Source organism: Belliella baltica DSM 15883 (assembly GCF_000265405.1).
Lineage (GTDB): Bacteria > Bacteroidota > Bacteroidia > Cytophagales > Cyclobacteriaceae > Belliella > Belliella baltica.
Genome location: NC_018010.1, coordinates 2611649 through 2636626 on the forward strand (window position 1 = coordinate 2611649; position 24978 = coordinate 2636626).

A 24978-nucleotide genomic window follows, 5' to 3' on the forward strand; every position below is an offset into this window, starting at 1 on the left:
TTGTCAAAAAAATAGCCCCTTCGGTATCAATTGAAGAGGCCATTTTTAATCCAAAACTGTTAGTGCAGATGCAAAGGTGATGTTTACATTTTCGAAATTAATTACTTAATCAAAACTTTAAACTTTCCCATCTTTTCAACAATTGAGTACAGTTTTTCAATTTTGAAATCTGCTAATCTTTCAATCTTATTTAAGGGAATATTCCCAAATCAGTATAACTGATCGCAATTCGTTCGATAGCTAGAATAAAAGCTGCTGTTCTCAAACTTTTAATATTTTTCTCTTTTCTAGTCTTATTCATTGCATGATAGGCTTCTACCATTGTTTCTTCTAGACCAGATAAAACCAAATCTCTTTCTGAGGCGCCTCTAATTAACGCATCTCTTTCTTGGTCAGTAAATTCTTCCCCAGTAGCATTTTCAATGGTCCCTAAAAGTTTTCTGTATTTTTCCATATCATAGCGCTTTTCTAGCTTGCCAAAGGATACTCGAGAAAGATTCTTCAACCACTCAAAATAAGAGACAGTTACACCTCCCGCATTCAGATACATATCAGGGATGACCATTATGCCTCTTTCCATCAAGATTCTTTCTGCTTCTTGCGTGACGGGACCATTAGCAGCTTCACCTATTATCTTAGCTTTAATTTTTGGAGCATTCTCTTTAGTGATTTGATTTTCTAAAGCAGCAGGAACAAGAATATCACATTCATAAGTCAATAGCTCTTTACTATCTTTTACAAATTCACCTTTTGGGTAACCTTTGAACCCCTTGTTTTTCAATTGATAAGCTTTCAAAGCTTCAATATCGATTCCCTCTGAATCAAAAATACCTCCATTCCATTCCGCAACTGCTATAATCTTTGCGCCAGCTTCTTCTATGTATTTGGCTGAATAATAGCCAACATTACCCAAACCTTGAACAATCACTGTTTTACCTTTCATTCCCGTAGTCAAGCCCAAAGATTTCATATCGTCTTCGACTTCTACAGCTTCTCTGATGCCAAAAAAAACTCCTTGTCCAGTTGCTTCTGTTCTGCCATCAATACCATGCTGAGATAAAGGTTTGCCAGTTACACAACCTTTTGCATTAATCAATTCAGGATTAAAAGCTTCAAAGGTATCGACAATCCAAGCCATTTCTCTTGCACTTGTACCATAGTCAGGCGCTGGGACATCTATGGCAGGACCGATAAACTTTTTCTTGATTAATTCAGAAGTGTAACGTCGGGTGATTTTTTCTAATTGATTGACATTGTACTTTAAAGGGTCAATTCTTACACCACCTTTAGCTCCTCCAAATGGAACATTTACGAGGGCACATTTATAAGTCATCAATGCCGCAAGTCCCTTTACTTCGTCCTCGTTGACATGTTCGCTGTAGCGAATACCTCCTTTTACTGGAAGTTTGTGATGAGAATGCTGAACTCTATATCCAGTCAATGTCTCGTAAGTGCCGTCATCATTTCTCAATGGAAAATTAAACTTATAAATACTGTTACATTGCTTTATTTGTTCAATTAAACCTGGGTTTAGATTCATATGTTTGGCTGCATCATCGACGAATCCACAAACATCATTGAATAAACTGTAATCTTTTTGCTTACTCATAAAAATCGATTTTTGGTTATTATCCTAAGTTACGAATCATTTAAATCAAGTCGAAGGTATTCAGTTAAAATTATATAGTTTTAACTTTTTGATCCTGATTATCAGATTTCTAAATTTTCTAATTTTTGATGACTGGTACTAATTTCCCCCAAATTTGATCTAAAAAAGTAAATGATACCAAAGATTCATCAGCATCTAAACCCATCCTAATCAAAACAAGGTTTTGAGAGGGTACTATACAGACAAACTGGCCATCTCTTCCCAAACCACATACCATATCCGAAGGAGCATTTGGAAATATCGGTCCAGTGAACTTTTGTTGTAAACTTGGAATCATAAAGCTTGACTTGCCATTTAGCCACCATAAGTATCCATAGCTTTCATTTATACTTTGTGAAGTTGATGTCATTTGGTTTAGATACTCTTGATCACTTAAAATTGTCTCAGTTCCCCATTTTCCTTTGGCTAAAATCATCAAACCAAATCTTGCCATTGACCTAGCATTACTAAAATAGACATTGTTGAAACCAATTCTCTGCCAAGCCCCTTGCATACCAATTTTTGTTGCAATCTTAGCTTCAAAATAACTGTTGAAAGTAACTCCGCTTGCAGAAGCGATCACTTCATCCAAAATCGTATATGGGGCATTATGATAGGCCCATCTAGTACCGGGCTCGGCTTTATAAATCAAACTCTCAGGAGTAAAATCGTCTTTGTTTTCTACGGAATCATCTAAGCCTGTTGTCATTGTCAATTGATGCCAAATGCTAATTTTCTGCTCTTGATTTTCAGATAGAGACGTCCAACCTTTCCCTAAATAATCAGAACTTGGATCATTCAAGTTGAGCAAGCTTTCTTCTTGTGCTATACCTACAAGTGTAGCTGTAAGCGTTTTTCCAGCTGAGGCCCAATACCAGTTGGAACGTTGATTGAATGGCTGTGAACCTATCAGCTGTGTGCCAAAATATTGTTCTAACACGATTTTACCATCCTTCAAGACTATAAATCCGCGTGTATTGCCATCTTCTAATAACTGATAGAGTTCATCTAATTTTGATGTATCCCAACCCAGCGTTGAAGGGTTGATGGTTTGCCAAGTTTCGGAATTAGCTGGCGGAAAGTATAATCCAATTGAATCAGGACCTTCATTCTCTTTACAACTTGAGAAAAAAAAGAAGATGATGATAAGAGATAAAAATGAAATTGACCTTTTCACAATTATTCGAATTTAGCGAATCTAAATTTAGCCAATTTTCGACTAACAAATAACAATCTTTTAAATCAAAAATGAGGATGGGATTTACTTATCTAAGTTTTGAATAAAATAAAAGAGTGAGAGGAAATAGCTTTGGATGCTTTACTCTCACTCTTAATTTAGTAAATGATAAAATTAACCTTTATTGAAACTCCTTAATTTCACTTGTGTAAACTTTCTTTTGGTATCTAGAGGAAAATCACCTTTCATCATCCAATCATAGTAGGAAGGTTCTTCTTTAAGTACCTGCTCGATCGTTTTTCCTTTGTGCTTACCAAAATTGAAACACTCTTCTCCTTCATTGTTGAAAATAAAACGACCTGCCAAATCAACCATTTTCTCGTTGAGAAGCTGATGAATTTTTTTCATGTCATTTTCAAGCACACCCAATTTATTTCCTAATAAATCAACAGCCTCTTCACCTGTATAGCGCTCGATTTGAGCCTTGAAAACCTCGTAAGTTGCTACTGTATCTGCTTCGGCGCTATGTGCATTTTCTAGGGTTTTCCCACAGTAAAACTTATATGCTGAGCTTAGATTTCTCTTTTCCATCAAGTGGAAAATTTTTTGTGCATCAAGTAAATTTCTTTTTTCAATGTCAAAGTCAATTCCAGCGCGAAGAAACTCTTCTACTAAAAGTGGAATGTCATATTTCAGAACATTAAACCCTGCCAAATCCGCTCCTTCAAAAAACTGATAAAGCTCTCTTGAAGCTTCTTTGAAAGTAGGTGCATCTTTGACGTCTTGATCATATATTCCATGAATTAAAGACGATTCCAAAGGGATTGGAATTGTAGGGTTGATTTTCATGGTTTTGATTTCTTCTTTTCCTCCTGGATGAACTTTGACGATGGAAATTTCCACGATTCTATCTGTAGAAATGTTGATGCCTGTGGCTTCCAGGTCAAAGAATGCAATCGGAGTGTTGATATTTAAATTCATTTTATAATTTTTGATTAATTTTTTCTTTTAAAACTGTCAAATCCATATCATCATAATTACCAGAACTCATCAAAAGTAAGTTGGTATGGATATAGGTCTGATTCTCTAGATACTCTTTGAGTAACGCAATTTCTGTAAAAAGCTTCAAGTCTTTTCGTTGGAATCCATCTCGGAGCGTTTCTTCATCCATCAATTTCAACTTTTTCAAAGATACAGCTTTTGGATTTAAATAGATAATCGCTTCGTCAGCCATTTCAAAAGTCCCTGAATAATTAGATACAAAATCTTTATTCAACGAACTGTAAGTATGTAATTCTTGAACAGCGATTAATTTTCTTTCTGGAAATTGATTTTTCACTGCTTCCACAGTTGCTTTCAGTTTGGATGGGGCATGAGCAAAATCTCTAAACATGATACCTGAATCTGACTTAGCTAGAATTTCTTGTCTTTTTGCAGCACCTTTGAAAGTCTGTATATGTGTATAAAATTTTTGAGGAGAAATACCGATTTGCTCGCAGATATAAAGGGCACCTTGTAAATTCTGAAGGTTATGATCGCCAAAAATATGAATGGGAACTTCTTGATCTCCATCCAGAAGAATCGTCTTTCCATCTTCAATTCGATTTGGATGTGAATTGTAAGGAATCAGATTGACTCCTTCGATTTCACATGTCTCACCGAAACGCTTTACGATGGCATCTTTTTCACAGTAAATAAATGTCCCCGTGGATGGCGTCATCTCTACTAATTTCTCAAATTGTTCAGTGTAATTTTCAAAAGTTGGAAAGACATTAAAATGATCCCAAGCAATGCCCGACATCAAAAGAATGTCATGTTTGTAGTGAAAAAATTTGGGCCTTCGATCAAGTGGAGATGTCAAGTACTCGTCACCTTCGATAATGATGATGGGTGCATCTGATAACCGAACCATCAAGTCAAAACCTTCAATCTGCGCACCAACCAAATAATCAAAATCAACGCCCTCATTTTTCAATACATGTAAAATGATTGCTGTGATGCTCGTTTTTCCATGACTTCCTGAGATGACTATTCGTTTTTTATCCTTACTCTGATTGTAGATAAATTCCGGAAAGGAATAAACAGGAATACCCAATTCCTGTGCACGAATTAATTCCGGGTTTTCTTGACGTGCATGCATGCCTAAAATGATGCCATCAATATCATGACTTATTTTTTCTGGAAACCAGCCTTTCTCTTTTGGTAAAATTCCAGCTTTTTGAAGTCTAGTAAGTGAAGGTTCATAAATTTCATCATCTGAACCACTGACTTCGTAGCCTTTTTCCACCATCGAAAGTGCTAAGTTGTGCATCACAGCTCCTCCAATCGCTATGAAATGATATTTTTTTGATTTCATATTATTTATCAAAGTCTAAAGTTGAAAAATTTTGGTTTTAATTTGATAGGAAAGCTAACCAATCCATTTATTTTTTCTTTTAATATGAGCAACAAATTCTTCCACCTGTATGATATTGAATTGATTTACCGTTGGTTAATTAGGAGTGTTGATAACTCGTGTATAAATTGTTCAAAACCTTTTAGAGAAACAGGTTACATTTGTTCGTATGGCAGAAAATAAATCTCAAGGAAAAGACAGGTTATTAGGTAGAAGAAAACCTGATTTGGCAGGAGTCAGCGGAGTAGGGAAACTTCCTCCTCAGGCGATTGAATTAGAAGAAGCAGTGCTGGGAGCCTTGATGCTTGAAAAGGAAGCGTTAACCCAAGTTGTAGATATACTGAGGCCTGAGAGTTTTTATAAGGAAGCCCACAAAGAGATTTATAATGCCATCATTGACCTTTTTACAGAAAGTCAACCTATTGATTTGTTGACTGTAACCAATCAATTGCGGAAAAAGGGTAAATTGGAAATGGCTGGAGGGGCATTTTTTATTACCGAATTGACGTCCAAAGTCTCCTCCGCTGCCAATTTGGAATTTCATTCTAGGATTATCACGGAGCAAGCCATGAAGCGTGATATGATAAGAATTGCATCAGAAATTCAAAAGGAGGCTTTTGAAGATACTACCGATGTGTTTGAGCTTTTAGATAAAATGGAGCAATCTCTTTTTGAGATATCTGAAAAAAATATAAGAAAAAACTACTCCGATATGCGCTCTATCATGAAGGCCGCAATCATGGAGCTAGAAGCGAGAAAAGGTCAGAAAGATGGTCTGACAGGGGTCCCAAGTGGCTTTACCGCTTTAGATCGAGTAACTTCGGGTTGGCAAAAATCAGATTTGGTAATTATAGCAGCAAGACCTGCAATGGGAAAAACTGCCTTTGTATTGTCTGTATTGAGAAATGCTGCAGTGGATCATGAAAGGCCGGTTGCAATATTTTCACTTGAAATGTCTTCTGTTCAGTTGGTGAATAGGTTGATTTCCTCTGAAGCTGAATTGGATTCCGAGAAAATCAAAAAAGGAAACCTAGCTGATTATGAATGGGAACAGCTAGTTCATAAAACTGCTAAATTATCTAAAGCCCCATTATTTGTAGATGATACACCTGCTTTATCGATATTAGAATTACGTGCCAAATGCCGAAAGCTAAAAGCTCAGCATGATATTCAAATGATCGTAATTGATTATTTGCAACTGATGTCTGGAGATTCAAAGTCAGGTGGAGGTGGCAACCGAGAACAAGAGATTGCCAGTATTTCGCGTTCATTGAAGATGATTGCAAAGGAATTGGCTGTACCGGTTATCGCACTTTCTCAGTTGTCCAGAGCAGTAGAGACAAGGGGAGGAGATAAAAGACCTCAGCTTTCAGATTTGAGGGAATCTGGTGCGATCGAGCAGGATGCAGATATGGTGATGTTCCTTTATCGACCAGAATACTATGGTATCAATGAAGATGAGGATGGAAATTCTACCATGGGAGTTGGTGAAGTGATCATAGCCAAGCATAGAAATGGTTCTCTGGAAACAGTCAAACTGAGATTTATTGGTAAATACACGCGCTTTACAGATTTGGAATTGAATGTTCCTTACAAACCACAGGATGCCCTTTACGGAAGTAAATTCCCAAGCAGTGCTGGTGGACAGGGCTTTGATTCTGGTAATACCATTCGTCTTCAATCTAAAGCCAATGGAGGCGACAATGAAGAACCATTCCCTGGAGGCTTCGGAAGTGATGAGCCAGCGCCTTTTTGAGAAAATGAAAAAGGAGACGTAAGATATTAACTCTAAAATCTACAACCCTGATGAAATCAATAGTACTAAACAGAGAGCTTGAAGATAAAATTGAAATTGTTGATTTGGAAATTCCCTTTTTAGAAGAAGATGAAGTGTTGGTTAAGATAAAAGCAGCAGCATTGAATCATCGAGATGAATGGTGTCGACAAGGATTGTATCCAGGTTTAAAAAACGGAGTTGTACTTGGCTCTGATGGTGCTGGTATTGTTGAGAAAATTGGGAAAAGTGTAAAAACATCTTGGATTGGCCAAGAAGTGATAATCAATCCATCTAATAACTGGGGAGAGGATCCTAGGGCACAAGCAAAAGAATTCTCAATTTTAGGAATGCCTGAGAATGGGACTTTGGCAGAATTTGTAAAAGTTAAATTGGGTAGGGTACATACAAAACCTGAGCACTTGAGCTGGGAAGAAGCGGCTGCTTTGCCTTTAGGAGGATTGACAGCATTTCGTGCTCTGATGGTTCAAGGCACATTGTCAAGAGGGCAAAAAGTTTTGGTGACAGGTTTTGGCGGAGGAGTTGCGCAATTTGCTGCGCAGTTTGCTATTTCCGGTGGAGCTGAAGTTTATGTAAGCAGCAGCTCAGAGGAAAAAATAAAAGTTGCCAAAAGCCTAGGAGCAATAGATGGCTTCAACTATACGAATGAGGCTTGGGTTACAGAGGTTTTAGAAAAAACTGAGGGATTTGATCTAATCATAGATAGTGCCATGGGGAATACTTTAAATAAGCTTATTAAAGTAGCTCGACCTGGAGGGAAAATTGTTTTTTATGGAGCGACTCAAGGCAATCCATCAGAAGTTGATGCTAGAAAGATTTTTTGGAATCAGCTTCATCTAATAGGTAGTACGATGGGTTCAGACGAAGACTTTCAAGCTATGTTGAAATTTGTAGAAGAAAATAAAATCAAACCTGTTTTAGATCAGATTTTTCAACCTGAAGAAGCAAAATTAGCTTTTGATAAAATGAAATTGGGAAAGCAACTAGGTAAAATAGTTATCAAATTCAGCTAGTTTTAATCTAAGTCATTTTCAATTAAAAAATTTTGATAAGCATTCTGAAGCTCTCTCAATGCGTGATTATCTTTTTGATCTTTGGCTAGAGAAATTCCTTCTTCATAAATATTTTGTGCTTTTTCAATCAAATTCATTTCTGAATGTAAAGAAGCGGCATGAAAATAGGTAGGTAAATAAACCTTGAACTCATTTAAGAGTTTATTGAAGTAGAACAAAGCCTGTTCTGGATTTTGCACTCTATATTCCAAGGCGAGTGCATACCAATTAAAAGGGTTTTCAGGCTCTTGTTCAGCATAACTTTTGAGAGATTCAATGCGGGACAAATTGCTCATGGTTTCTTTTTAATTAAAGGCTTAATCACTAAATTCACGCAATTTATAAAAATTAAATAACCTAAATATACATAATGAAAATTCTTGTCTGTATTACACACGTACCGGATACAACATCCAAAATTCAGTTTACTGACAACAACACCAAGTTTGATAAAAATGGTGTTCAGTTTATCATCGGTCCTTATGATGATTACGCATTAGCGAGAGCGGTAGAGTTGAAAGAACAATTGGGCGCTTCTTTGACTGTATTGAATGTGGGAGAAGCTGAGACAGAACCAACTTTAAGAAAAGCTTTAGCAATTGGAGCGGATGATGCCATTAGGGTTAATTCTTTTCCAAAAGATTCACTTTTTGTAGCCAAACAAATTGCCGCCATAGCAAAAGAAAGTAATTACGATCTGATTTTAATGGGTAGAGAATCCATTGACTTCAATGGTGGTATGGTTCACGGCATGGTCGGTGAAATGTTAAATATCCCATCAATTTCCCCTGTGATGAAATTAGAACTAGATGGAGATACGGTAAAAATGGCAAGAGAAATAGAAGGTGGTAAAGAGTATTTGGAAGCTAAATTGCCTTTGATAGCAGGATGCCAAGAACCGATTGCAGAATGGAAAATCCCAAATATGAGAGGAATTATGTCAGCTAGGACAAAACCATTGAATGTAGTAGAACCTTCAGATGATAGCACTTATACATCGGTTTTGGAATTTCAACTTCCACCAGCTAAAGGGGCTGTAAAATTGGTTGATAAAGACAATGTAGAAGAATTGGTGAAGTTATTGAAAAACGATGCCAAAGTCCTTTAATTCTTCTTTTCAAATTATTAAACTCAAGATAAAATGTCAATTTTAGTATACATAGAGCACGCAGAAGGTGCAGTAAAAAAATCAAGTTTAGAGGCCGTTTCTTATGGAAAGGCTTTATCAGAAAAAATAGGAGCAGGTGATGTGATAGCAGTAGCACTTGGGACTGTTGAATCATCAGAACTAGCAAAAGCGGGTTCAGCCGGAGCTAGCAAAGTAATGCATGTCAATGATGACAAGCTTACAGCAGGCGTAATTCAAGCACACGCTGATGCAGTTGCTCAAGTTTACAAACAAGTAGGGGCGACCACGCTAGTCCTTGCAAAATCATCTTTAGGAGATGCAGTGGCAGCAAGACTTTCAATCAAGCTAGGCGCTGGATTGGTTTCTAATGTAGTAGAATTGCCTGATACAAGTGCTGGCTATAAAGTAAAAAGAAGTATCTACACAGGAAAGGCTTTTGCAGAAACAGAAGTGACTACCGAACATAAAATCCTAGCAGTTAAGAAAAATGCAGTCGATCTGAAAGTTGATGGAGAAGATGCGTCAATTGAAACAGTAAGTCTGTCAATAGGAGAAAATAATTTTGCAACAAAAATAACCTCAACAGACAAGGCAACAGGAGATATTTTATTGCCAGAAGCAGATATTGTAGTTTCTGGTGGTCGTGGATTAAAAGGGCCTGAGAATTGGGGAATGATTGAAAATTTAGCCAAAGAACTAGGGGCTGCTACAGGTTGTTCCAAGCCGGTTTCTGATATTGGTTGGAGGCCTCACCACGAGCACGTAGGTCAAACAGGAGTAAAAGTTGCACCAACTTTGTATGTCGCAGTTGGAATTTCGGGTGCGATTCAACATCTTGCAGGTGTAAATTCGTCGAAGTATATTGTAGTTATCAACAAAGACCCTGAAGCACCTTTTTTCAAGGCGGCGGATTATGGAATCGTTGGTGATGCCTTCGAAGTTATTCCAAAATTAACCGAGGCAATCAAAGCAATAAAATAAATCTTGTGGACAATACTATTGAATTAGAAATTCTTGGGCTTACCTCTAATCATTCTCAATCTGGATCATTTACTTTGGTTTTAGGTGAGTTGGAAGGAAGAAGGAGGCTTCCGATAGTCATCGGGATGTTTGAAGCGCAAGCAATTGCTATTGAAATAGAGAAAATTATTCCAAACAGGCCTATGACTCATGACCTGTTCAAGTCTTTTTCTTCCAGTTTTAATTATTCTATAGAGCAGATTCTGATTTCTGATATGCAAGAAGGGGTGTTTTACGCAAAGATAATTTGTAAAAACTCGTCCAAAATAATAGAAATTGATGCACGTCCATCTGATGCAATTGCAATTGCTGTAAGATTTAATGCACCAATATTTTGTGTACCTAAAGTAATGTCTGAAGCTGCCATAGAAATAAGTGAAGAAGAAGAAAGTGGTGCGAAACAAAAATCTTCCAAGTCTTCTAAAGCAAGTCCAAGTGCAGCGCCAAAAAAACCTTCTGGTGATTCACTAAAGGATTACAGCCTAGATAAATTGAATCAGTTGTTAGAAAAAGCTATCAATAATGAAGATTATGAAAAAGCTGCTAGGATAAGAGATGAAATTAATAAACGTAACTAATAATTTTGAGAAGCCTGGTCAAAAGCCAGGCTTTTCTCTTTAGAATATCGTTTTAAATCAATTATCTTTAGCGATTAATTAATTATCAAAATTTACTTATTCAAAAAATTCCTATAAATGGATTATTTCAAAGGTTTAATTGGAATATTGGTTCTGTTATTAGTCGCTTTCATTTTTTCAGCAAATAAAAAAGCTGTCGACTGGAGATTAGTTGGTATAGGGGTGGTGCTTCAAGCATTCTTTGGATATATGATCACGAAAGTTGATTTTGTCGCTAATGTTTTCGCTTCGGTAAGTAGAGGGTTTGTAAAGTTTCTTAGCTTTTCAGAAGCTGGTGCGGTGTTTATATTCGGTGATTTAGCGACAAATAGCTTTGGTTTTATTTTCGCATTTCAAGTACTTCCTACCATAATTTTCTTCTCAACTGTTTCTGCGGGACTGTATTACTTAGGAGTTCTCCAAAAAATTGTTTTTGGGATAGCTTGGGTAATGGCAAGAACTATGAGGCTATCAGGTGCAGAAAGTTTATCAGCTGCAGGCAATATATTTCTTGGACAAACAGAAGCTCCATTACTTGTAAGACCGTTCATTCCTACGATGTCCAAATCAGAATTGATGTGCTTGATGACTGGTGGGATGGCAACTATCGCTGGAGGAGTTTTGGCAGGTTATGTGGCATTTTTAGGCGGGGATAGTCTAGAAGAGCAAAGTAAATTTGCAGCTTATTTGCTAGGTGCAAGTATCATGAATGCACCAGCTGCTATTGTGATGTCTAAGATCATGATTCCTGAAGTGCAGAAAGAAAAGATCAATGATAAACTTGAAGTAAATCAAGAAAATATGGGCGTCAACCTGATTGATGCAATGTCTATTGGTGCTTCTGAAGGGTTAAATTTAGCCTTGAATGTTGGTGGAATGTTACTTGCATTTATAGCTGTTATCGCTGCATTAAATTATATTTTATCTGGATTAATTGGAGAATGGACAGGACTTAATGCATTCGTTGTTTCTTCTACAGAGGGACAATTTTCAGGATTTTCTCTTGAATATATATTGGGACAGATTTTTCGAGTATTTGCATGGGTAATTGGTGTGCAATGGAGCGAAACACTACAAGTAGGTTCCTTACTAGGACAAAAAACTGTAATCAATGAATTTGTTGCCTATTTGAGCTTATCCGAAATGAAGGACGCTGGAGGTCTCTCTCCAAAATCTATTGTGGTCGCTACTTATGCATTGTGTGGATTTTCTAATTTCAGTTCTATTGCTATTCAAGTTGGAGGAATAGGAAGTATTGCACCAAATCAACAAGGGAATTTATCAAAGCTTGGCATGCAGGCATTGTTAGCAGCTACTTTAGCTTGCATGATGACTGCGACGATTGCAGGAGCTCTCTTTGCATAAAAAATAAAATTGTAATCATTTATTTGATTGCATGAATATTGAAAAGAAGACATTTTAAAGCAAAGAGGCTGTTTCTTTTCAAGAAACAGCCTCTTTGCTATAATTTTTAATTTATTAAGCATTGTTGATTACAATCTTTTCAATTTTGTCTCCTGCTCTGATATCATCTATGACATCTAATCCTTCAACGACTTTCCCAAAGCATGTGTGGTTTCTATCTAAATGACTTGTATTGTTTCTGCTATGACAGATAAAAAACTGAGATCCTCCTGTATTTCTACCTGCATGAGCCATTGAAAGAACACCTCTATCGTGGTATTGGTTGTCACCAGTGAGTTCACAGTCTATTTTGTATCCCGGGCCACCAGTACCAGTTCCGTTTGGACATCCACCTTGGATTACAAAATCAGGAATAACTCTGTGAAATGTCAAACCATCATAAAATCCTTTTTCTGAAAGGTTGATAAAATTCTCAACTGTTTTTGGAGCATCCTTTTCATAAAACTCCACTTTCATTACCCCTTTGACGGTATGTATTTCTGCTGTTTTCATATTTTTGAATAATTTTTTACAAAAATAAGCAATCTTTAACTCTTTTGTCTGATAAATGTTGTTTGATCTTCTTTAAAGCAAAAAACAAAAAAGGAGTGCCGAAACACTCCTTTTATTTGGGTTTATACTATTTATAAAGGGCCAATCGGCTATAGGTTCGGAGATCCTGCTAGGATGTCCTCTGTTGCAAATGCTTTGTATTTCTCAAAATTTGAAATAAACTCAGCTCCAAGTTCTCTTGCTTTTCTGTCATATGCATCTTTATCAGACCAAGTTGCTCTTGGACTCAGTACTTCTGCAGGTACATTAGGGCATGATTCTGGAATCGATACTCCAAAGACACTATGCTTTCTGTAAGACACATTGTCCAATTCACCATTTAGAGCAGCAGTTATCATCGCTCTTGTATATTTGAGCTTCATTCTAGAGCCAACTCCATATGGCCCACCTGTCCAACCTGTGTTTATCAACCAAACATTTACTTGATGCTTTTCCATCTTCTCACCAAATAGTTCTGCGTACTTGGTAGGATGAAGTGGTAAGAATGCTGCTCCAAAACAGGCAGAAAAAGTAGTTTTAGGTTCTGTAACCCCCACCTCTGTACCGGCAACTTTTGCCGTATAGCCTGAGATGAAATGATACATTGCTTGACTTTTATTAAGCTTTGATATAGGAGGTATGACTCCAAAAGCATCCGCTGTAAGGAAAAAGATGTTCTTTGGAATGCCAGCTATGGAAGGTTCTATAGCATTTTTGATATGATGAATGGGGTAGGCAGTTCTTGTGTTTTCTGTGACACTTTTATTGGTATAATCTACGGTTCTTGAATTTTCATAGAATCTTGTGTTTTCTACGATTGCTCCAAATTTAATTGCATCCCAAATCTCTGGCTCTTTTTCTCTGCTCAGATCAATTACTTTTGCATAGCATCCACCTTCAAAGTTAAAAACAGTATCTTCTGTCCATCCATGTTCATCATCTCCGATCAACCCTCTATTTGGATCTGCTGAAAGGGTAGTCTTACCTGTTCCAGAAAGGCCAAAGAATATAGCTGTATCTCCTTTTTCCCCTACATTTGCAGAGCAATGCATAGAAAGTACGTTTCTTTCATGAGGTAAAATGTAATTTAAAACAGAAAATATTCCCTTTTTCATTTCACCAGCATAAGCTGTTCCACCAATTAAAATTATTCTTTTGGTTAGGTTGATGATAGCAAAGTTTTTCTGCCTAGTACCATCTACCTCTGGGTCTGCTTCAAATTCTGGAGCACAAATTATTGTAAAATTAGATTCAAAATGTTCCAGCTCTTCAACACTAGGTCTTAAGAACATGTTGTAACAAAATAAATTTTGCCAAGCAAGGGTGTTGATGATTGTTAAATTCAGCCTGTAATTTTCGTCAGCGCCCGCATAAGCCTCTCGGACATACAGCTTTTTATCTGCTAAGAAGTTTATCATTTTTTGATGTAGATATTCAAACTTCTCCTCATCAAAAGCAATGTTCACATCTCCCCACCAAACACTTTCAGAAGTATTGTTATCTTTTACTATGTATCGATCCTTTGGAGAACGACCTGTAAATGTTCCCGTATCAGCCATCAAGGCACCATTGTCTGTTAATACAGCCTCTTGATTAAGAAGAGCTTGCTCTACCAATTCTGCTGGGCTAAGGTTCCACATTACGCCCGAAGCATTTTGAATGCCTAGTTCAGACAAGCTTTTTTTCGCTGACTTGAGCTCTAGATCTTGCATATTTATTTTGTTTTATTTGGGTTATTTCGATGGGCAAAGATATGTAATTATGAAATCTGATTTTACTAAAAAATGCCTTTTTTTTCCTTTTCAATCGATTACGGAGACTTTAATGAGGGTTTTGGTTTTTGTTTGAGTCAGATGGTATTTTTGTATGTTGAATGGTTAGCCTGAATAGAAGGTTTTTGAATGAATTATGATGTTCAATTTTTTAGGGATTAAAATCATCCTGAGAATGGTTTTAATCTACCGCTTTCTTTCTCCAATTGAAATAATTTAAAAATCCTTTCTTTTTCTTTTAAGTAAAAGAGAGCAGGCCAACTTAAATAGCTATCGAAATTCAATCTCTATCTCTATTTAATACTTTGTATATTTTTACTTTTCAAAGAAGATATCAAATAGGCTTTGGGTAAGAATTAAAAAAATCTCTTATCATTGTAGCTACTTATTACTCAATTCTAAACAAAACGATATAAAATTGGAAAAGATCCCTAATGATGCAATGAAATCCCTTGGCGCAGATATTACCGAAGGGCCTACCATTTTCGGTCATCCAAAAGGTTTGATGACGCTTTTCTTCACTGAGATGTGGGAAAGATTCAGCTATTATGGCATGCGTGCTCTCTTGATTTTATTTATGACCACACCGATTTTAAGTGGTGGGTTGGGCTTTGATGATAAAACTAGCGGAGCTATTTATGGCTTATACACTATGGGTGTTTATTTGTTGGCTCTTCCGGGAGGATGGTTTGCAGATAGACTTTTTGGATTGAAAAAATCGGTTTGGTATGGTGGAATCATCATTACAATAGGTCATTTTACAATGGCATTACCAGGAATTGTCGCTTTGTTTTCCAAAAATCCCGTACAAGTAGCAGAACTTTCAAGTCTTGATATCAATGCATTTTTTCTAGGTCTTATTTTGATTGTTGTTGGTACAGGCCTTCTCAAGCCCAATATCAGTTCTATTGTTGGACAGCTTTATCCTCAGGGTAGTAGTAAGAGAGATGCTGGCTTTTCAATCTTTTATATGGGGATCAATCTTGGAGCTTTTATAGCTCCAATAGCCTGTTCCACTTTGGCTGTTTATGATTGGCATCTTGGATTTGGTTTAGCAGGTCTAGGAATGTTTATTGGTTTGATTCAATATAAATTAACAGGAAAATATCTCGAAGGAAAAGGGGAGGCAGTTTCCGCGACAACTCCACAAGAGATTCAATCGAGATCTAAATTGATCAAATATTCAGTAATTCTTGTCTTACTTTCAATAGTATTTGTTGCCTTGATTTTTATGGGTATTATAAATATCAATGCCAATGAAATTGCAAATCTTGCATATAAGATTATCGGAGTGATTACTGTTTTATATTTTGGATATGTCTTTCTTTTTGGGGGGTTAAATAAAGATGAAAAGAAAAAAACAGCTGCCATTGTCGTGATTATGATTTTCTCGGCTTTATTTTGGTCGGGATTTGAGCAAGCAGGCTCAACATTAAACTTGTTCGCCGATAGGTTCACTGATAGAAGCTTTATGGGTTGGGAGATTCCTCCTGGCTATTTCCAATCTATCAATTCAATGTTTATTATCTTATTTGCACCATTTTTTGGTGCATTGTGGGTGTGGTTAGGAAGAAGGAATCTAGAGCCTAGTTCACCATTGAAATTTGCTTATGGACTATTGCTTTTAGGATTGGGTTTTTTAGTGATGTATTTTGCGGCGAAAATTGCAGCTTCAGGCGAATTAGCCGCTCCAACGTGGTTGATTTTCACTTATTTGTTACACACATTCGGTGAATTGAGTTTAAGCCCAGTAGGTTTAAGTTTAACCACAAAACTTGCTCCTGAAAAATATCAAGGGCAAATGATGGGAATGTGGTTTATCTCAGTAGCATTGGGTAACCTTATAGCGGGATTGGTGTCTGGAGAAGTAAGTGGAGGAACAGATGAAGCCTTGCAAGCAATGCCAAGTCAATATATGTTGATCGTCGCAACTGTAGTGGGTGGCGGTGTTTTACTCTTATTTCTAAGTAAACCAATTAAAAAATTAATGGGAAATGTTCATTAATCAAAAAAGGCTCCAATCGGAGCCTTTTTTGATTTCAAATTTTTCTTTTTAATTAATGTTCGTCTTCTGACTTTTTCTTAAATAAAGTACTTCTCACATCCATAGCAGATAAGCCAGCACCTAATCCAATAAGGATACAAACAATAAGCAGGAATAATTGGGCTCCAGAAGCAATTGGTGAGTTGAATATTTGTAATAGCATAGTATGTAAAGTTAAATTTTAAGCCTGAAATTCTACGCAAGATAGTACACAGAACTAATTCGGCAAAGCAGATATAAAAAAAAGCAGAACTCAATGTTGTCCTGCTCTTTCATTGACGATTAATCTATCTCATCATCGAGTTCTTCAAAATCGTCATTGTCGTCAAAGTCATCATCCTCGTCTTCGTCAAAATCGATAAAACTGTCGTCGAGAAGTTCACTGTCTTCATCTAGGTCATAAACCTCATCCTGAAACTCGTCTGCAAACTCATCATCTTCGTCCTCGAAGTCATCAAATTCATCTTCAAAATCGTCATCTAAATCGCCCATAGCTTAATGTTAATTATTGCTTCAATTAAGTAAATTATTAAACTAATACTAAATACAGGAAATTTTTTATTTAAGCCAATATGCTGGCATGAAATTTTTTACTTTTCTTTTTTATATCATTGATTTTCAAGTGAATATTTTGCTCTTCAATCCATTTTTTCTCTAAAATCTTCACCCAAGTTTCCATATAGAAAATCACGTCTTCCTTTTTATTTTTTTTAAGGTTAATTCTCTTTTCAAAAGGAATTTCTTTTAAAACCTCAGGAGAACTTAACTTTTCTAAATGGCTCAAATCTGTTATTGTTAAACCAGCATTTACAAGTTGATCGATCACCAAATCCATAGGCAATCCACTCGTTGGACAATAGTCGTTCAATTATTCGTTCCAGTCACCATATCGCTGCATGGCATCTTGATGGATTTCTCCTTTGGAAAACTCAGTTATCTCTTGAGCCAAGTTTCCACAATTGCAGGCACCCATATGACCCCATTGATAAGGTGCCCCATTTTTTAATTTATCTATCGTTCTTCTAAATGCGCTGATTAGCTCTACACTTGGTCTTGCCATAATCGTATTCTTTGATTTACTTCTAATATCATTATAACTCTATAATGAAGATCAAGTTTTAGAATATTCATGAAAATTGAAAAATAAAGGGCAAAAAAATAACGGGCTGTTTACCCGTTAGTTGAAAATCGTTTTGATATATTTCTTGATCAATGGCTTGGAAAGATAGCTTTTGACAAGTGAATAATTATTTGCTTTGTTAATATCTCTTTCATCAACAGAACTGCTTAAGATATAAACTTCTGGACTATAATCATTCGGCTCAAATTCTTCTAAAAAATCCCATCCCGTCATTTCAGGCATGTTTAAATCCAAAAATAAATAGTTTGGATGAATGCTTGCCATATCTTTCAGTGCATCAGAAGCATTCTGAAACTTAAAAATTCTGCAAGGAACCTTAATATTTTTGGAAATAAGCTTTTCTGTTACGAAAGTACTTATTGGATCGTCGTCTATGAGAACTATTTTGAGCATTGAAGTGCAGAAATGTTGTTTTGAAATGCATTAAATTCAATACAAAAATAATGGATAACTTTTAATAAACAATAGCCAAAAGATAATTATTTAAAATATCAAATGTTTTTTGGATTGATTTTCTCTTTTTTTCTTGAAATCTCCAGAAAAAGTAAAAAAATGTTTACTAAGTTTCTAGAACTGCTCAGAATTTGGCTAAAATATCTGAATACTATAGAGTGAAATATTCAGAAGCTACTTAGGGCTTGCTGATAAGTGAAATCTAGATTCAATTTGATTCCATATGAGATTTATAAGCTTGAATCACCTTATCAGCTGATTTGACCAATTTTTTACTTTTAGTTTTTTTGCTGCTAGCTTCACTTACTGCTGTTATAGTCATTAGCATTTTGTCTTGTTTTGGATCAATAAAATCTACGATAAGCTGTAACAATTCATAACTTTTGGTATTTACCATATTTTGTCGACCCATAAATCTAGGATCATACATCCAAGGATCCCAAACTCGCATCCCCCACATTGGAAATTGATTGTTGTAAACTTCTCTTTGTCTTGGATCTTCGTTGGAAGTATATCTGATTACTAAATCAGGAGATTCCGAATTGTAAGTTAGGCCCAGTGCTTTCATCTTCACTTCTAACTCATTAGTGACTCTAGCATCAATCAATTCATCACTAAAACTCTTAGACCCTACCTCTTTGTTGACAATGACAAAAGAAGTATATTCTTTATAAGGACGGATCTCCGTACGTTCTTTAAAAAGCTCTATAGAACTGCACGAAGAAATCAATAAAGCGACTATCAAAAGGACTAGAGTGGGTGATCTATGCATAATTTGAAAGAGTTAAGTGATCTTAATACATCGGTAATAACGGTAAGTTATACGATTAGGTGCTATTTTAAATATTTTTTTTGAATTCGGAGAGATCGATTAATTTAATTTTTTGATATCTACTTTCACATCAGTGCCCAAAGTAAGTGAGGTATTTCAATCCAAATGATATACTGACAACTAACCTACAAAGAATACTTAAATGTCGTGTTTTAATCCCCTAAGACAATGACGTAAATAATGATTATCCCCATATCAATTCTGAAAATTAAGCATCTTGGATTTATTGTGAATAGTCATCATTTCTATTTAGGTATGTATATAGCAGGATACTAAGTATTGCAATCATTGCAGATAATCATATCTGGAAATATAAATGTATATGTGATCTTCAATTCACTGAAAGTTTTATTCTTTACAATAAATCATCATTTTTGTTCTAGTTTAAATTAAAATTATATCTATTATGAAAAATTTATTTACGCTTTGCTTTTTATTCGTTGCCTTACAGCAATCATTTTCTCAAGATGCTGACTCTTTGAACCAAGTTGTTTTAAAAGATACTACTTACTGGAATTCCGAATTTAGTGTAGGGTTGAATTTCAATCAAGCAGCTTTCAGTGGAAACTGGAAAGCAGGCGGGGTAAATTCTATTGCCTTTGGATCAATTGCTGCGGGTAAGGCGAACTATGCTAAAGGTAAGTTAAGTTGGGACAATCAAATTGAATTAATTTATGGCATTGTAAAGAATGAAGGTCAGCAAGTAAGAAAATCAAACGATAGAATTTTCTTTGATTCCAAAGTTGGTTATAAAGCAGGAGGGAATTGGTCGTATTTTGGATCAATAAATTTCTTGACGCAGTTTACTGATGGTTTTGAATTCGGTCCAGATGATCAGCGCACCTTGATTTCGGGGTTTTTCTCACCAGCTTTTTTGACTTCTGGTATTGGTATGGAGTACAAGCCTAACAAGGACTTTGCATTGCGTATAGCGCCTTTTTCACCTAGGTTTACTTTCGTGACTGACCCTACAATCATCCAGAATGTACCTAGTAACTATGGTGTGCCTGAGGGTCAAACCGTACGAACAGAATGGTTAGCCTTGCAGCTTTTTGCTACTTACAATAAAGATATCACAGATAATCTTTCCATCAGATCTAGATATCAGATGTTTGCTAATTATGAAACATTGGCATTTAGAACCATTGACCATAGATTGGATGTGACCTTGATTGCAAAAATTACCCAATTTGTTGATGTGACTTTCACTAGTATCAATGTCTATGATCTTGACATGGATCCAGGAATTCAATACTCTCAGGCACTTGCACTAGGTATTTTGTATAAGGTGAATAACAAAAAGTAGGTATTTGTACACCTTTTTTGTAAATAATTTTGAATATTATTTTTATATAGTATTTTTGTTTCAATTGTGGTAGTTAAATAATAGTTGGTTTAGTTTTCATATAAAGAGCAGGAGAATTTCTCCTGCTTTTTTACTTTTAACAAAACCTATTTTAATCATTATTTTTTAAAAAGTATTTTTTCTCAAACTGATCACAGGAATATCTATCATAGCGATCAAATTTTCCGTGACACTTGGTGAGAAATATTGGAGTAAATCTGATTTGCCAAATGTAATTACGGCTACGGCATCGGCTTGGGTCTTTTTGGCGAATTGTATAATTCCTCGTTCTTCTCGGAAAGCATCTACAATATTAATTTCATGATTGTAAGCTGCAAATTCATCTAAAAATGACTGTCCAATTTTTAAGATGTCGTTTGTCTCTACAAAATGATCTGGCGTATTGACGTATAGTACCTTCAATTCTGCCTTTAGCAATTCAGTAAAGTTTTCAATTTGTGCAAAGGATTTACCTGTCTCTTCTCTGAAATTAGTAGCGATTACCAAAGTATCTATACTGCTATGCTCAAACCCTTCTTTAATGACAATGACAGGTACATTGGTTCTTCTAAGCATGGAGTAGGTATTAGAGCCAAGCATGTGCTCTTTGAAGCCATAGGTTCCGTGAGAACCCATCACTACCATATCAACTTTTTCTGATTCTACATACTTATTGATTCTTTCAGCTCCATTGGAGTAGACAAGTAGTTTGTTGGCCGATATACCCATTGCTTGAGCTCTTTCCACAAGGTCTTTAAGATTTGCCTTGACAGCGTTGATTTCACTTTTTTTATCTAGAAATAAGTTTTCTTGTTCAGGTGTGAGTTTGGCCCAAACAATGGGAGTGATAATGATGTGCATGAATAGAATTTCTGCATCTATTTTTTTTTGCAAGGGCAAGACCATATTTTTCAGCTGCTTTGGCACAGCTTGAGAAGTCAGTTGGAATTAGAATCTTTTTCATATGCTTGAAGGTTTTATAATGGTTAATGCTCAAAGATAAATGACATTAAATTGTTTATCAGTGAGATAGGTTAGCTCAAAATATGATAAAAGTCAGTTAGGGACGGCTGGGAATGGAAAAAAAATAATCCCACTAGTATCAGATACTAGTGGGATTATGTACACCCGGAAGGATTCGAACCCTCAACCCTCGGAGCCGAAATCCGATATTCTATCCAGTTGAACTACGGGTGCATAAAGGGCTGATAAAGTATCAGCCCTGTTTTAAATATATTAAGCGATTGCTGATTTTACTTTTTCAGCAGCTTCTTTCAAAGTGATTGCAGAAGATACTTTTAAGCCAGATTCGTCAATGATTCTAGCACCCTCTTCAGCATTTGTTCCTTGAAGTCTTACGATGATAGGAACGCTGATGTCTCCGATTGATTTGTAAGCTTCAACTACACCATTGGCAATTCTATCACATCTTACGATCCCACCAAATACGTTGATCAAGATGGCTTTTACATTTGGATCTTTCAAGATAATTCTAAACCCTGCTTCCACAGTAGTAGCATTAGCTCCTCCTCCTACATCAAGGAAGTTGGCAGGTTCACCACCAGAAAGTTTGATCATATCCATGGTAGCCATAGCAAGTCCAGCTCCATTTACCATGCAGCCTACGTTTCCTTCAAGCTTTACATAGTTCAAGCCTGATTCTCCTGCTTCTACTTCCAAAGGATCTTCTTCAGCCAAGTCTCTAAGATCAGCTAGGTCTTTGTGTCTGTAAAGTGCGTTGTCATCCAAGTTTACTTTGGCGTCTACTGCCAAGATCTTATTGTCTGATGTTTTCAATACAGGGTTGATCTCAAACTGAGAAGAATCAGTTCCTTCATAAGCTGCATAAAGCGCAGTGATGAACTTCACCATTTCTTTGAATGCATTGCCCTCCAAACCTAGTTTGAAAGCAACTTTTCTAGCTTGGAAGCCTTGAAGTCCTACTTTTGGGTCAATCCACTCTTTGATAATTTTCTCTGGATGATTTTCTGCTACTTCTTCGATATCCATACCACCTTCTGTAGAAGCCATGATCACGTTGCTACCTTTTGCTCTGTCAAGAAGGATAGATAGGTAATATTCTTTTGGTTCTGAATCACCTGGATAGTATACATCCTCAGCGATCAAGACTTTATTTACTTTTTTGCCCTCTGGACCTGTTTGGTGCGTTACCAATGTTCCTCCAAGGATGTTTTTGGCTTTTTCAGCTACATCTTCCAATTTTTTGGCAAGTACCACACCATTGGAGTCAGTTTCTTGAACTTTGCCTTTTCCACGTCCACCGGCATGGATTTGTGCTTTGATCACATACCATGAAGTGCCTGTCTCTGCATTGAGTTTCTTGGCTGCTTCGAGTGCTGCTTCAGGGGTCTCTGCTACGATGCCTTCCTGAATTCTAACACCATAACTCTTTAAAACTTCTTTTGCTTGATATTCGTGTATATTCATCCTTGTGAAATTTTTGCCCGAAGTTAAGCCCTTCGTCTTGATTTTTCAAGTTAAGTATGCCTCTTTTTGGTAAAATAATGGCATTTTTGAGGGAATCCTCGAATATGTTTTAATTTTGATGCTCAATCAATTTACACAATGCTGGAAGCTAAAGGAATAGAAAAATATTATGGAGATCTCCATGTGCTTAAGGGCGTGGATGTTACGATCAAATCTGGGGAAGTGGTCTCCATAGTAGGTGCTTCTGGCGCAGGCAAAAGTACCCTCTTGCATATTCTCGGAACTTTGGATGATGCAGACAAGGGTGAGGTCAAAGTAGGGAATGTAGTTATTACCCAACTCAAGGGAGATCAAATGGCAGCTTACAGAAATAAAGAGATTGGTTTTATTTTTCAATTTCACAACTTACTTCCTGAGTTTACAGCTGAAGAGAATATCATCATTCCTGGATTGATTGCTGGTAGGGGGGAGAAAGAGTTGAAAAAAAGGGCTTTGGAACTCGCTTCGATTCTTGGTGTAAGTGGAAGATTAGATCATAAGCCTGCTGAACTTTCAGGTGGTGAACAGCAACGTATCGCAGTAGCGCGGGCACTGATCAATGACCCCAAGATTATTTTTGCAGATGAGCCTAGTGGAAACCTAGACTCCAAAAGTGCAGAGGATTTGCATCAGTTATTTTTCAAGTTGAGAGATGAATTTGGACAGTCTTTCGTCATTGTCACTCACAACCAAGAATTAGCTCAAATGGCCGATCGTATGCTGACCATGCAAGACGGAAAGATTATCTAAATGCGAATTGGCGTTGCTGCGGGGTTAAAAATTATTTTTAGGCATCATACCATCACATATAAAATATTTCCTAATGAAAATTACATCCTGATTTTTAGCTTTCTGATTTATACGCTTGTTTGCCTGTAACTTCATTCTATTGGTTCATTCGGTTGCTGATGGTCAATATCCATAAGTATCCAACCCGCCTGCGTCGGGCAGGTATCAATAAATATCGGAAGTTAGATAAATCGGAATATTGTAATGTTATTGGCAAAGTTCTGTATATCCCTATTTAGTCTATTGTATAATCAGAATGATACTGACATTTTACCGAAAAGTTATGATTGAACTATTACGATTGAATATTCCTTTACCAATCGTTGATCATCCAAAAATCTAAGCTCTTGAGTAAGAAAAGTGTACAGCACATGCTATTGGCGGGGTTTCTTTTTGCCCTGATGAATGTATCTGTCAAATTGATTACGCATATCCCTGCGATAGAAATTATACTTTTCAGATCAGTGCTCAGTTTTTTTATGACTTATATCGCATTGAAGCGTATCAATGTACCATTTTTTGGAAAAAATAAACCATTATTGATCACAAGAGGAATAGCTGGGTCTGTGGGCTTGATGGCGTTTTTCTACAATCTACAGACCATTCCCCTTGCTAGTGCAGTTACGATCAATTACCTCGCACCGATTTTTACAACCATCTTGGGGATATTTATTGTCAAAGAAAAAGTAGCAAAAAGAAAATACATTTTCTTTGGAGTTAGCTTTGTTGGGGTATTGATCATTGAGGGCTTTGACCCTAGGATTTCTGCTTTTGATCTTGGTGTGGGTCTGATTGCTTCCTTGGCGATGGGTGTGGCTTACAATGTGATTAGGAAACTGAAAAACTCAGAGCATCCATTGGTAATCATGTTCTACTTTCCCTTGATTACTACACCAATTGCGGCTATTGTTTCTTATTTTTTTTGGGTGATGCCTCAAGGCTGGGATTGGGTCGTACTTCTTACCGTCGGTGTACTTACCCAAGGTGCGCAATATTTCATGACTTTGGCTTATCAGAATGCTAATTTGTCAAAAGTCGCTAGTTTGAGTTATGTGGGGATTGTATATGCACTAGGTTTTGGTTTTTTGATTTTTGAGGAGACTTATAGTTTACTGACCTATTTGGGAATGATTCTCGTGTTAGCAGGAGTTTTGTTGAATGTAACCTCAAAAAAATAATCCTTAAATTCCGAAAAAGCAGGTGATGGGGCGAGAATCCCACATTCTGTTGAGCATATCTTTTATTTCGGTAATTTGTAATTACCTTATAAAATAGTTATAAGTGCTTAGTTGTTGTTAAACCAATTTAGAAGCTAGAAAATAAAAA

The 24978-nt window shown here is 36.4% G+C and carries 25 protein-coding genes and 1 tRNA gene; 10 read left to right on the forward strand and 16 right to left on the reverse strand.

Features of this window, described 5'->3' with window-relative positions; all coding sequences use genetic code 11:
• Positions 1–190: 190 nt before the first annotated feature.
• The 4 genes from BELBA_RS11970 to BELBA_RS11985 all read right to left on the reverse strand — a co-directional run bounded on the left by BELBA_RS11970 (position 191) and on the right by BELBA_RS11985 (position 5181).
• The gene (locus BELBA_RS11970; RefSeq protein ID WP_014772958.1) at positions 191–1609 is read right to left on the reverse strand and encodes a Glu/Leu/Phe/Val family dehydrogenase; all 1419 of its coding nucleotides are present in this window, start codon (positions 1607–1609) and stop codon (positions 191–193) included.
• Between the two features lie 118 nt (positions 1610–1727).
• Entirely contained in the window at positions 1728–2825 is a 1098-nt protein-coding gene (locus BELBA_RS11975) for a serine hydrolase domain-containing protein (protein ID WP_014772959.1), read from the reverse strand.
• A 174-nt stretch (positions 2826–2999) separates the two neighbouring features.
• Entirely contained in the window at positions 3000–3806 is an 807-nt protein-coding gene (locus tag BELBA_RS11980) for a 3'-5' exonuclease (protein WP_014772960.1), read from the reverse strand.
• Between the two features lies 1 nt (position 3807).
• Entirely contained in the window at positions 3808–5181 is a 1374-nt protein-coding gene (locus BELBA_RS11985) for a UDP-N-acetylmuramate--L-alanine ligase (protein ID WP_014772961.1), read from the reverse strand.
• Positions 5182–5389: 208 nt separating this feature from the next.
• Here BELBA_RS11985 and dnaB point away from each other — a divergent pair, with 208 nt between their 5' ends.
• Both dnaB and BELBA_RS11995 read left to right on the forward strand, forming a co-directional pair.
• Positions 5390–6976: a replicative DNA helicase gene (dnaB, locus tag BELBA_RS11990; protein WP_014772962.1), complete on the forward strand. Its 1587-nt coding sequence runs from the start codon at positions 5390–5392 to the stop codon at positions 6974–6976.
• A gap of 50 nt (positions 6977–7026) precedes the next feature.
• Positions 7027–8028, forward strand: coding sequence for a zinc-binding dehydrogenase (locus BELBA_RS11995; protein ID WP_014772963.1), 1002 nt, complete (start codon positions 7027–7029; stop codon positions 8026–8028).
• Positions 8029–8030: 2 nt separating this feature from the next.
• On the opposite strand, the gene BELBA_RS12000 is transcribed toward BELBA_RS11995, so the two are convergent.
• Complete coding sequence (locus tag BELBA_RS12000; protein ID WP_014772964.1) at positions 8031–8363, reverse strand: tetratricopeptide repeat protein; 333 nt, start codon at positions 8361–8363, stop codon at positions 8031–8033.
• Positions 8364–8437: 74 nt separating this feature from the next.
• Here BELBA_RS12000 and BELBA_RS12005 point away from each other — a divergent pair, with 74 nt between their 5' ends.
• The 4 genes from BELBA_RS12005 to BELBA_RS12020 all read left to right on the forward strand — a co-directional run bounded on the left by BELBA_RS12005 (position 8438) and on the right by BELBA_RS12020 (position 12198).
• Positions 8438–9175, forward strand: coding sequence for an electron transfer flavoprotein subunit beta/FixA family protein (locus BELBA_RS12005; protein ID WP_014772965.1), 738 nt, complete (start codon positions 8438–8440; stop codon positions 9173–9175).
• A 33-nt stretch (positions 9176–9208) separates the two neighbouring features.
• The gene (locus BELBA_RS12010) at positions 9209–10177 is read left to right on the forward strand and encodes an electron transfer flavoprotein subunit alpha/FixB family protein (protein ID WP_014772966.1); all 969 of its coding nucleotides are present in this window, start codon (positions 9209–9211) and stop codon (positions 10175–10177) included.
• A 5-nt stretch (positions 10178–10182) separates the two neighbouring features.
• Positions 10183–10794 carry a bifunctional nuclease family protein gene (locus BELBA_RS12015; protein WP_014772967.1) on the forward strand — a complete coding sequence of 204 codons (612 nt, stop codon included), beginning with the start codon at positions 10183–10185 and terminating at the stop codon, positions 10792–10794.
• A gap of 117 nt (positions 10795–10911) precedes the next feature.
• Positions 10912–12198, forward strand: coding sequence for a NupC/NupG family nucleoside CNT transporter (locus tag BELBA_RS12020; RefSeq protein WP_014772968.1), 1287 nt, complete (start codon positions 10912–10914; stop codon positions 12196–12198).
• A 114-nt stretch (positions 12199–12312) separates the two neighbouring features.
• Here the strand turns inward: BELBA_RS12020 and BELBA_RS12025 are convergent, their stop codons facing one another.
• Both BELBA_RS12025 and pckA read right to left on the reverse strand, forming a co-directional pair.
• Complete coding sequence (locus tag BELBA_RS12025) at positions 12313–12750, reverse strand: peptidylprolyl isomerase (RefSeq protein WP_014772970.1); 438 nt, start codon at positions 12748–12750, stop codon at positions 12313–12315.
• A gap of 149 nt (positions 12751–12899) precedes the next feature.
• Positions 12900–14501: a phosphoenolpyruvate carboxykinase (ATP) gene (gene pckA, locus BELBA_RS12030; protein WP_014772971.1), complete on the reverse strand. Its 1602-nt coding sequence runs from the start codon at positions 14499–14501 to the stop codon at positions 12900–12902.
• Positions 14502–15003: 502 nt separating this feature from the next.
• Between pckA and BELBA_RS12035 the strand changes: the two genes are divergently transcribed.
• Entirely contained in the window at positions 15004–16566 is a 1563-nt protein-coding gene (locus BELBA_RS12035) for a peptide MFS transporter (RefSeq protein ID WP_041779346.1), read from the forward strand.
• Between the two features lie 52 nt (positions 16567–16618).
• On the opposite strand, the gene BELBA_RS19870 is transcribed toward BELBA_RS12035, so the two are convergent.
• From BELBA_RS19870 to BELBA_RS12055, 6 genes are all read right to left on the reverse strand, one after another.
• Complete coding sequence (locus BELBA_RS19870) at positions 16619–16768, reverse strand: hypothetical protein (RefSeq protein WP_014772973.1); 150 nt, start codon at positions 16766–16768, stop codon at positions 16619–16621.
• A 119-nt stretch (positions 16769–16887) separates the two neighbouring features.
• On the reverse strand, positions 16888–17097 hold the full coding sequence (locus BELBA_RS19700) for a hypothetical protein (RefSeq protein ID WP_014772974.1): 210 nt from the start codon (positions 17095–17097) through the stop codon (positions 16888–16890).
• A 70-nt stretch (positions 17098–17167) separates the two neighbouring features.
• On the reverse strand, positions 17168–17431 hold the full coding sequence (locus tag BELBA_RS20420; RefSeq protein ID WP_342626365.1) for a hypothetical protein: 264 nt from the start codon (positions 17429–17431) through the stop codon (positions 17168–17170).
• Between the two features lie 42 nt (positions 17432–17473).
• Positions 17474–17665: a hypothetical protein gene (locus tag BELBA_RS20425; protein WP_342626366.1), complete on the reverse strand. Its 192-nt coding sequence runs from the start codon at positions 17663–17665 to the stop codon at positions 17474–17476.
• Positions 17666–17782: 117 nt separating this feature from the next.
• The gene (locus BELBA_RS12050) at positions 17783–18139 is read right to left on the reverse strand and encodes a response regulator (RefSeq protein WP_014772975.1); all 357 of its coding nucleotides are present in this window, start codon (positions 18137–18139) and stop codon (positions 17783–17785) included.
• 268 nt (positions 18140–18407) lie between these two features.
• Positions 18408–18971: a DUF4136 domain-containing protein gene (locus BELBA_RS12055; RefSeq protein WP_014772976.1), complete on the reverse strand. Its 564-nt coding sequence runs from the start codon at positions 18969–18971 to the stop codon at positions 18408–18410.
• Between the two features lie 466 nt (positions 18972–19437).
• On the opposite strand from BELBA_RS12055, the gene BELBA_RS12060 reads away from it, so the two are divergent.
• Positions 19438–20337, forward strand: a complete 900-nt coding sequence (locus BELBA_RS12060; RefSeq protein ID WP_014772977.1) for a DUF3078 domain-containing protein — start codon at positions 19438–19440, stop codon at positions 20335–20337.
• Positions 20338–20502: 165 nt separating this feature from the next.
• On the opposite strand, the gene BELBA_RS12065 is transcribed toward BELBA_RS12060, so the two are convergent.
• The 3 genes from BELBA_RS12065 to sucC form a co-directional block, all read right to left on the reverse strand.
• Complete coding sequence (locus BELBA_RS12065; RefSeq protein WP_245531060.1) at positions 20503–21270, reverse strand: universal stress protein; 768 nt, start codon at positions 21268–21270, stop codon at positions 20503–20505.
• A 229-nt stretch (positions 21271–21499) separates the two neighbouring features.
• Positions 21500–21573 (reverse strand) — tRNA-Arg (locus tag BELBA_RS12070).
• Between the two features lie 39 nt (positions 21574–21612).
• Positions 21613–22824 (reverse strand): ADP-forming succinate--CoA ligase subunit beta, encoded by a 1212-nt coding sequence (sucC, locus tag BELBA_RS12075; protein WP_014772979.1) that lies wholly within the window; start codon positions 22822–22824, stop codon positions 21613–21615.
• Between the two features lie 138 nt (positions 22825–22962).
• On the opposite strand from sucC, the gene BELBA_RS12080 reads away from it, so the two are divergent.
• Positions 22963–23613 (forward strand): ABC transporter ATP-binding protein, encoded by a 651-nt coding sequence (locus BELBA_RS12080; RefSeq protein ID WP_014772980.1) that lies wholly within the window; start codon positions 22963–22965, stop codon positions 23611–23613.
• Positions 23614–24023: 410 nt separating this feature from the next.
• A complete protein-coding gene (locus BELBA_RS12085; protein WP_014772981.1) occupies positions 24024–24830 on the forward strand; it encodes a DMT family transporter in 807 nt (268 codons plus the stop codon).
• The last annotated feature ends 148 nt before the right edge of the window (positions 24831–24978 follow it).

Coding starts and splice junctions, on each gene's coding strand:
- BELBA_RS11970 (WP_014772958.1), bottom strand. CDS start 1,609: ATGAGTAAGCAAAAAGATTACAGTTTATTCAATGATGTTTGTGGATTC.
- BELBA_RS11980 (WP_014772960.1), bottom strand. CDS start 3,806: ATGAATTTAAATATCAACACTCCGATTGCATTCTTTGACCTGGAAGCC.
- BELBA_RS11985 (WP_014772961.1), bottom strand. CDS start 5,181: ATGAAATCAAAAAAATATCATTTCATAGCGATTGGAGGAGCTGTGATG.
- dnaB (WP_014772962.1), top strand. CDS start 5,390: ATGGCAGAAAATAAATCTCAAGGAAAAGACAGGTTATTAGGTAGAAGA.
- BELBA_RS11995 (WP_014772963.1), top strand. CDS start 7,027: ATGAAATCAATAGTACTAAACAGAGAGCTTGAAGATAAAATTGAAATT.
- BELBA_RS12000 (WP_014772964.1), bottom strand. CDS start 8,363: ATGAGCAATTTGTCCCGCATTGAATCTCTCAAAAGTTATGCTGAACAA.
- BELBA_RS12005 (WP_014772965.1), top strand. CDS start 8,438: ATGAAAATTCTTGTCTGTATTACACACGTACCGGATACAACATCCAAA.
- BELBA_RS12010 (WP_014772966.1), top strand. CDS start 9,209: ATGTCAATTTTAGTATACATAGAGCACGCAGAAGGTGCAGTAAAAAAA.
- BELBA_RS12020 (WP_014772968.1), top strand. CDS start 10,912: ATGGATTATTTCAAAGGTTTAATTGGAATATTGGTTCTGTTATTAGTC.
- BELBA_RS12025 (WP_014772970.1), bottom strand. CDS start 12,750: ATGAAAACAGCAGAAATACATACCGTCAAAGGGGTAATGAAAGTGGAG.
- pckA (WP_014772971.1), bottom strand. CDS start 14,501: ATGCAAGATCTAGAGCTCAAGTCAGCGAAAAAAAGCTTGTCTGAACTA.
- BELBA_RS12035 (WP_041779346.1), top strand. CDS start 15,004: ATGAAATCCCTTGGCGCAGATATTACCGAAGGGCCTACCATTTTCGGT.
- BELBA_RS19870 (WP_014772973.1), bottom strand. CDS start 16,768: ATGCTATTACAAATATTCAACTCACCAATTGCTTCTGGAGCCCAATTA.
- BELBA_RS19700 (WP_014772974.1), bottom strand. CDS start 17,097: ATGGGCGATTTAGATGACGATTTTGAAGATGAATTTGATGACTTCGAG.
- BELBA_RS20425 (WP_342626366.1), bottom strand. CDS start 17,665: ATGGCAAGACCAAGTGTAGAGCTAATCAGCGCATTTAGAAGAACGATA.
- BELBA_RS12050 (WP_014772975.1), bottom strand. CDS start 18,139: ATGCTCAAAATAGTTCTCATAGACGACGATCCAATAAGTACTTTCGTA.
- BELBA_RS12055 (WP_014772976.1), bottom strand. CDS start 18,971: ATGCATAGATCACCCACTCTAGTCCTTTTGATAGTCGCTTTATTGATT.
- BELBA_RS12060 (WP_014772977.1), top strand. CDS start 19,438: ATGAAAAATTTATTTACGCTTTGCTTTTTATTCGTTGCCTTACAGCAA.
- sucC (WP_014772979.1), bottom strand. CDS start 22,824: ATGAATATACACGAATATCAAGCAAAAGAAGTTTTAAAGAGTTATGGT.
- BELBA_RS12080 (WP_014772980.1), top strand. CDS start 22,963: ATGCTGGAAGCTAAAGGAATAGAAAAATATTATGGAGATCTCCATGTG.
- BELBA_RS12085 (WP_014772981.1), top strand. CDS start 24,024: ATGCTATTGGCGGGGTTTCTTTTTGCCCTGATGAATGTATCTGTCAAA.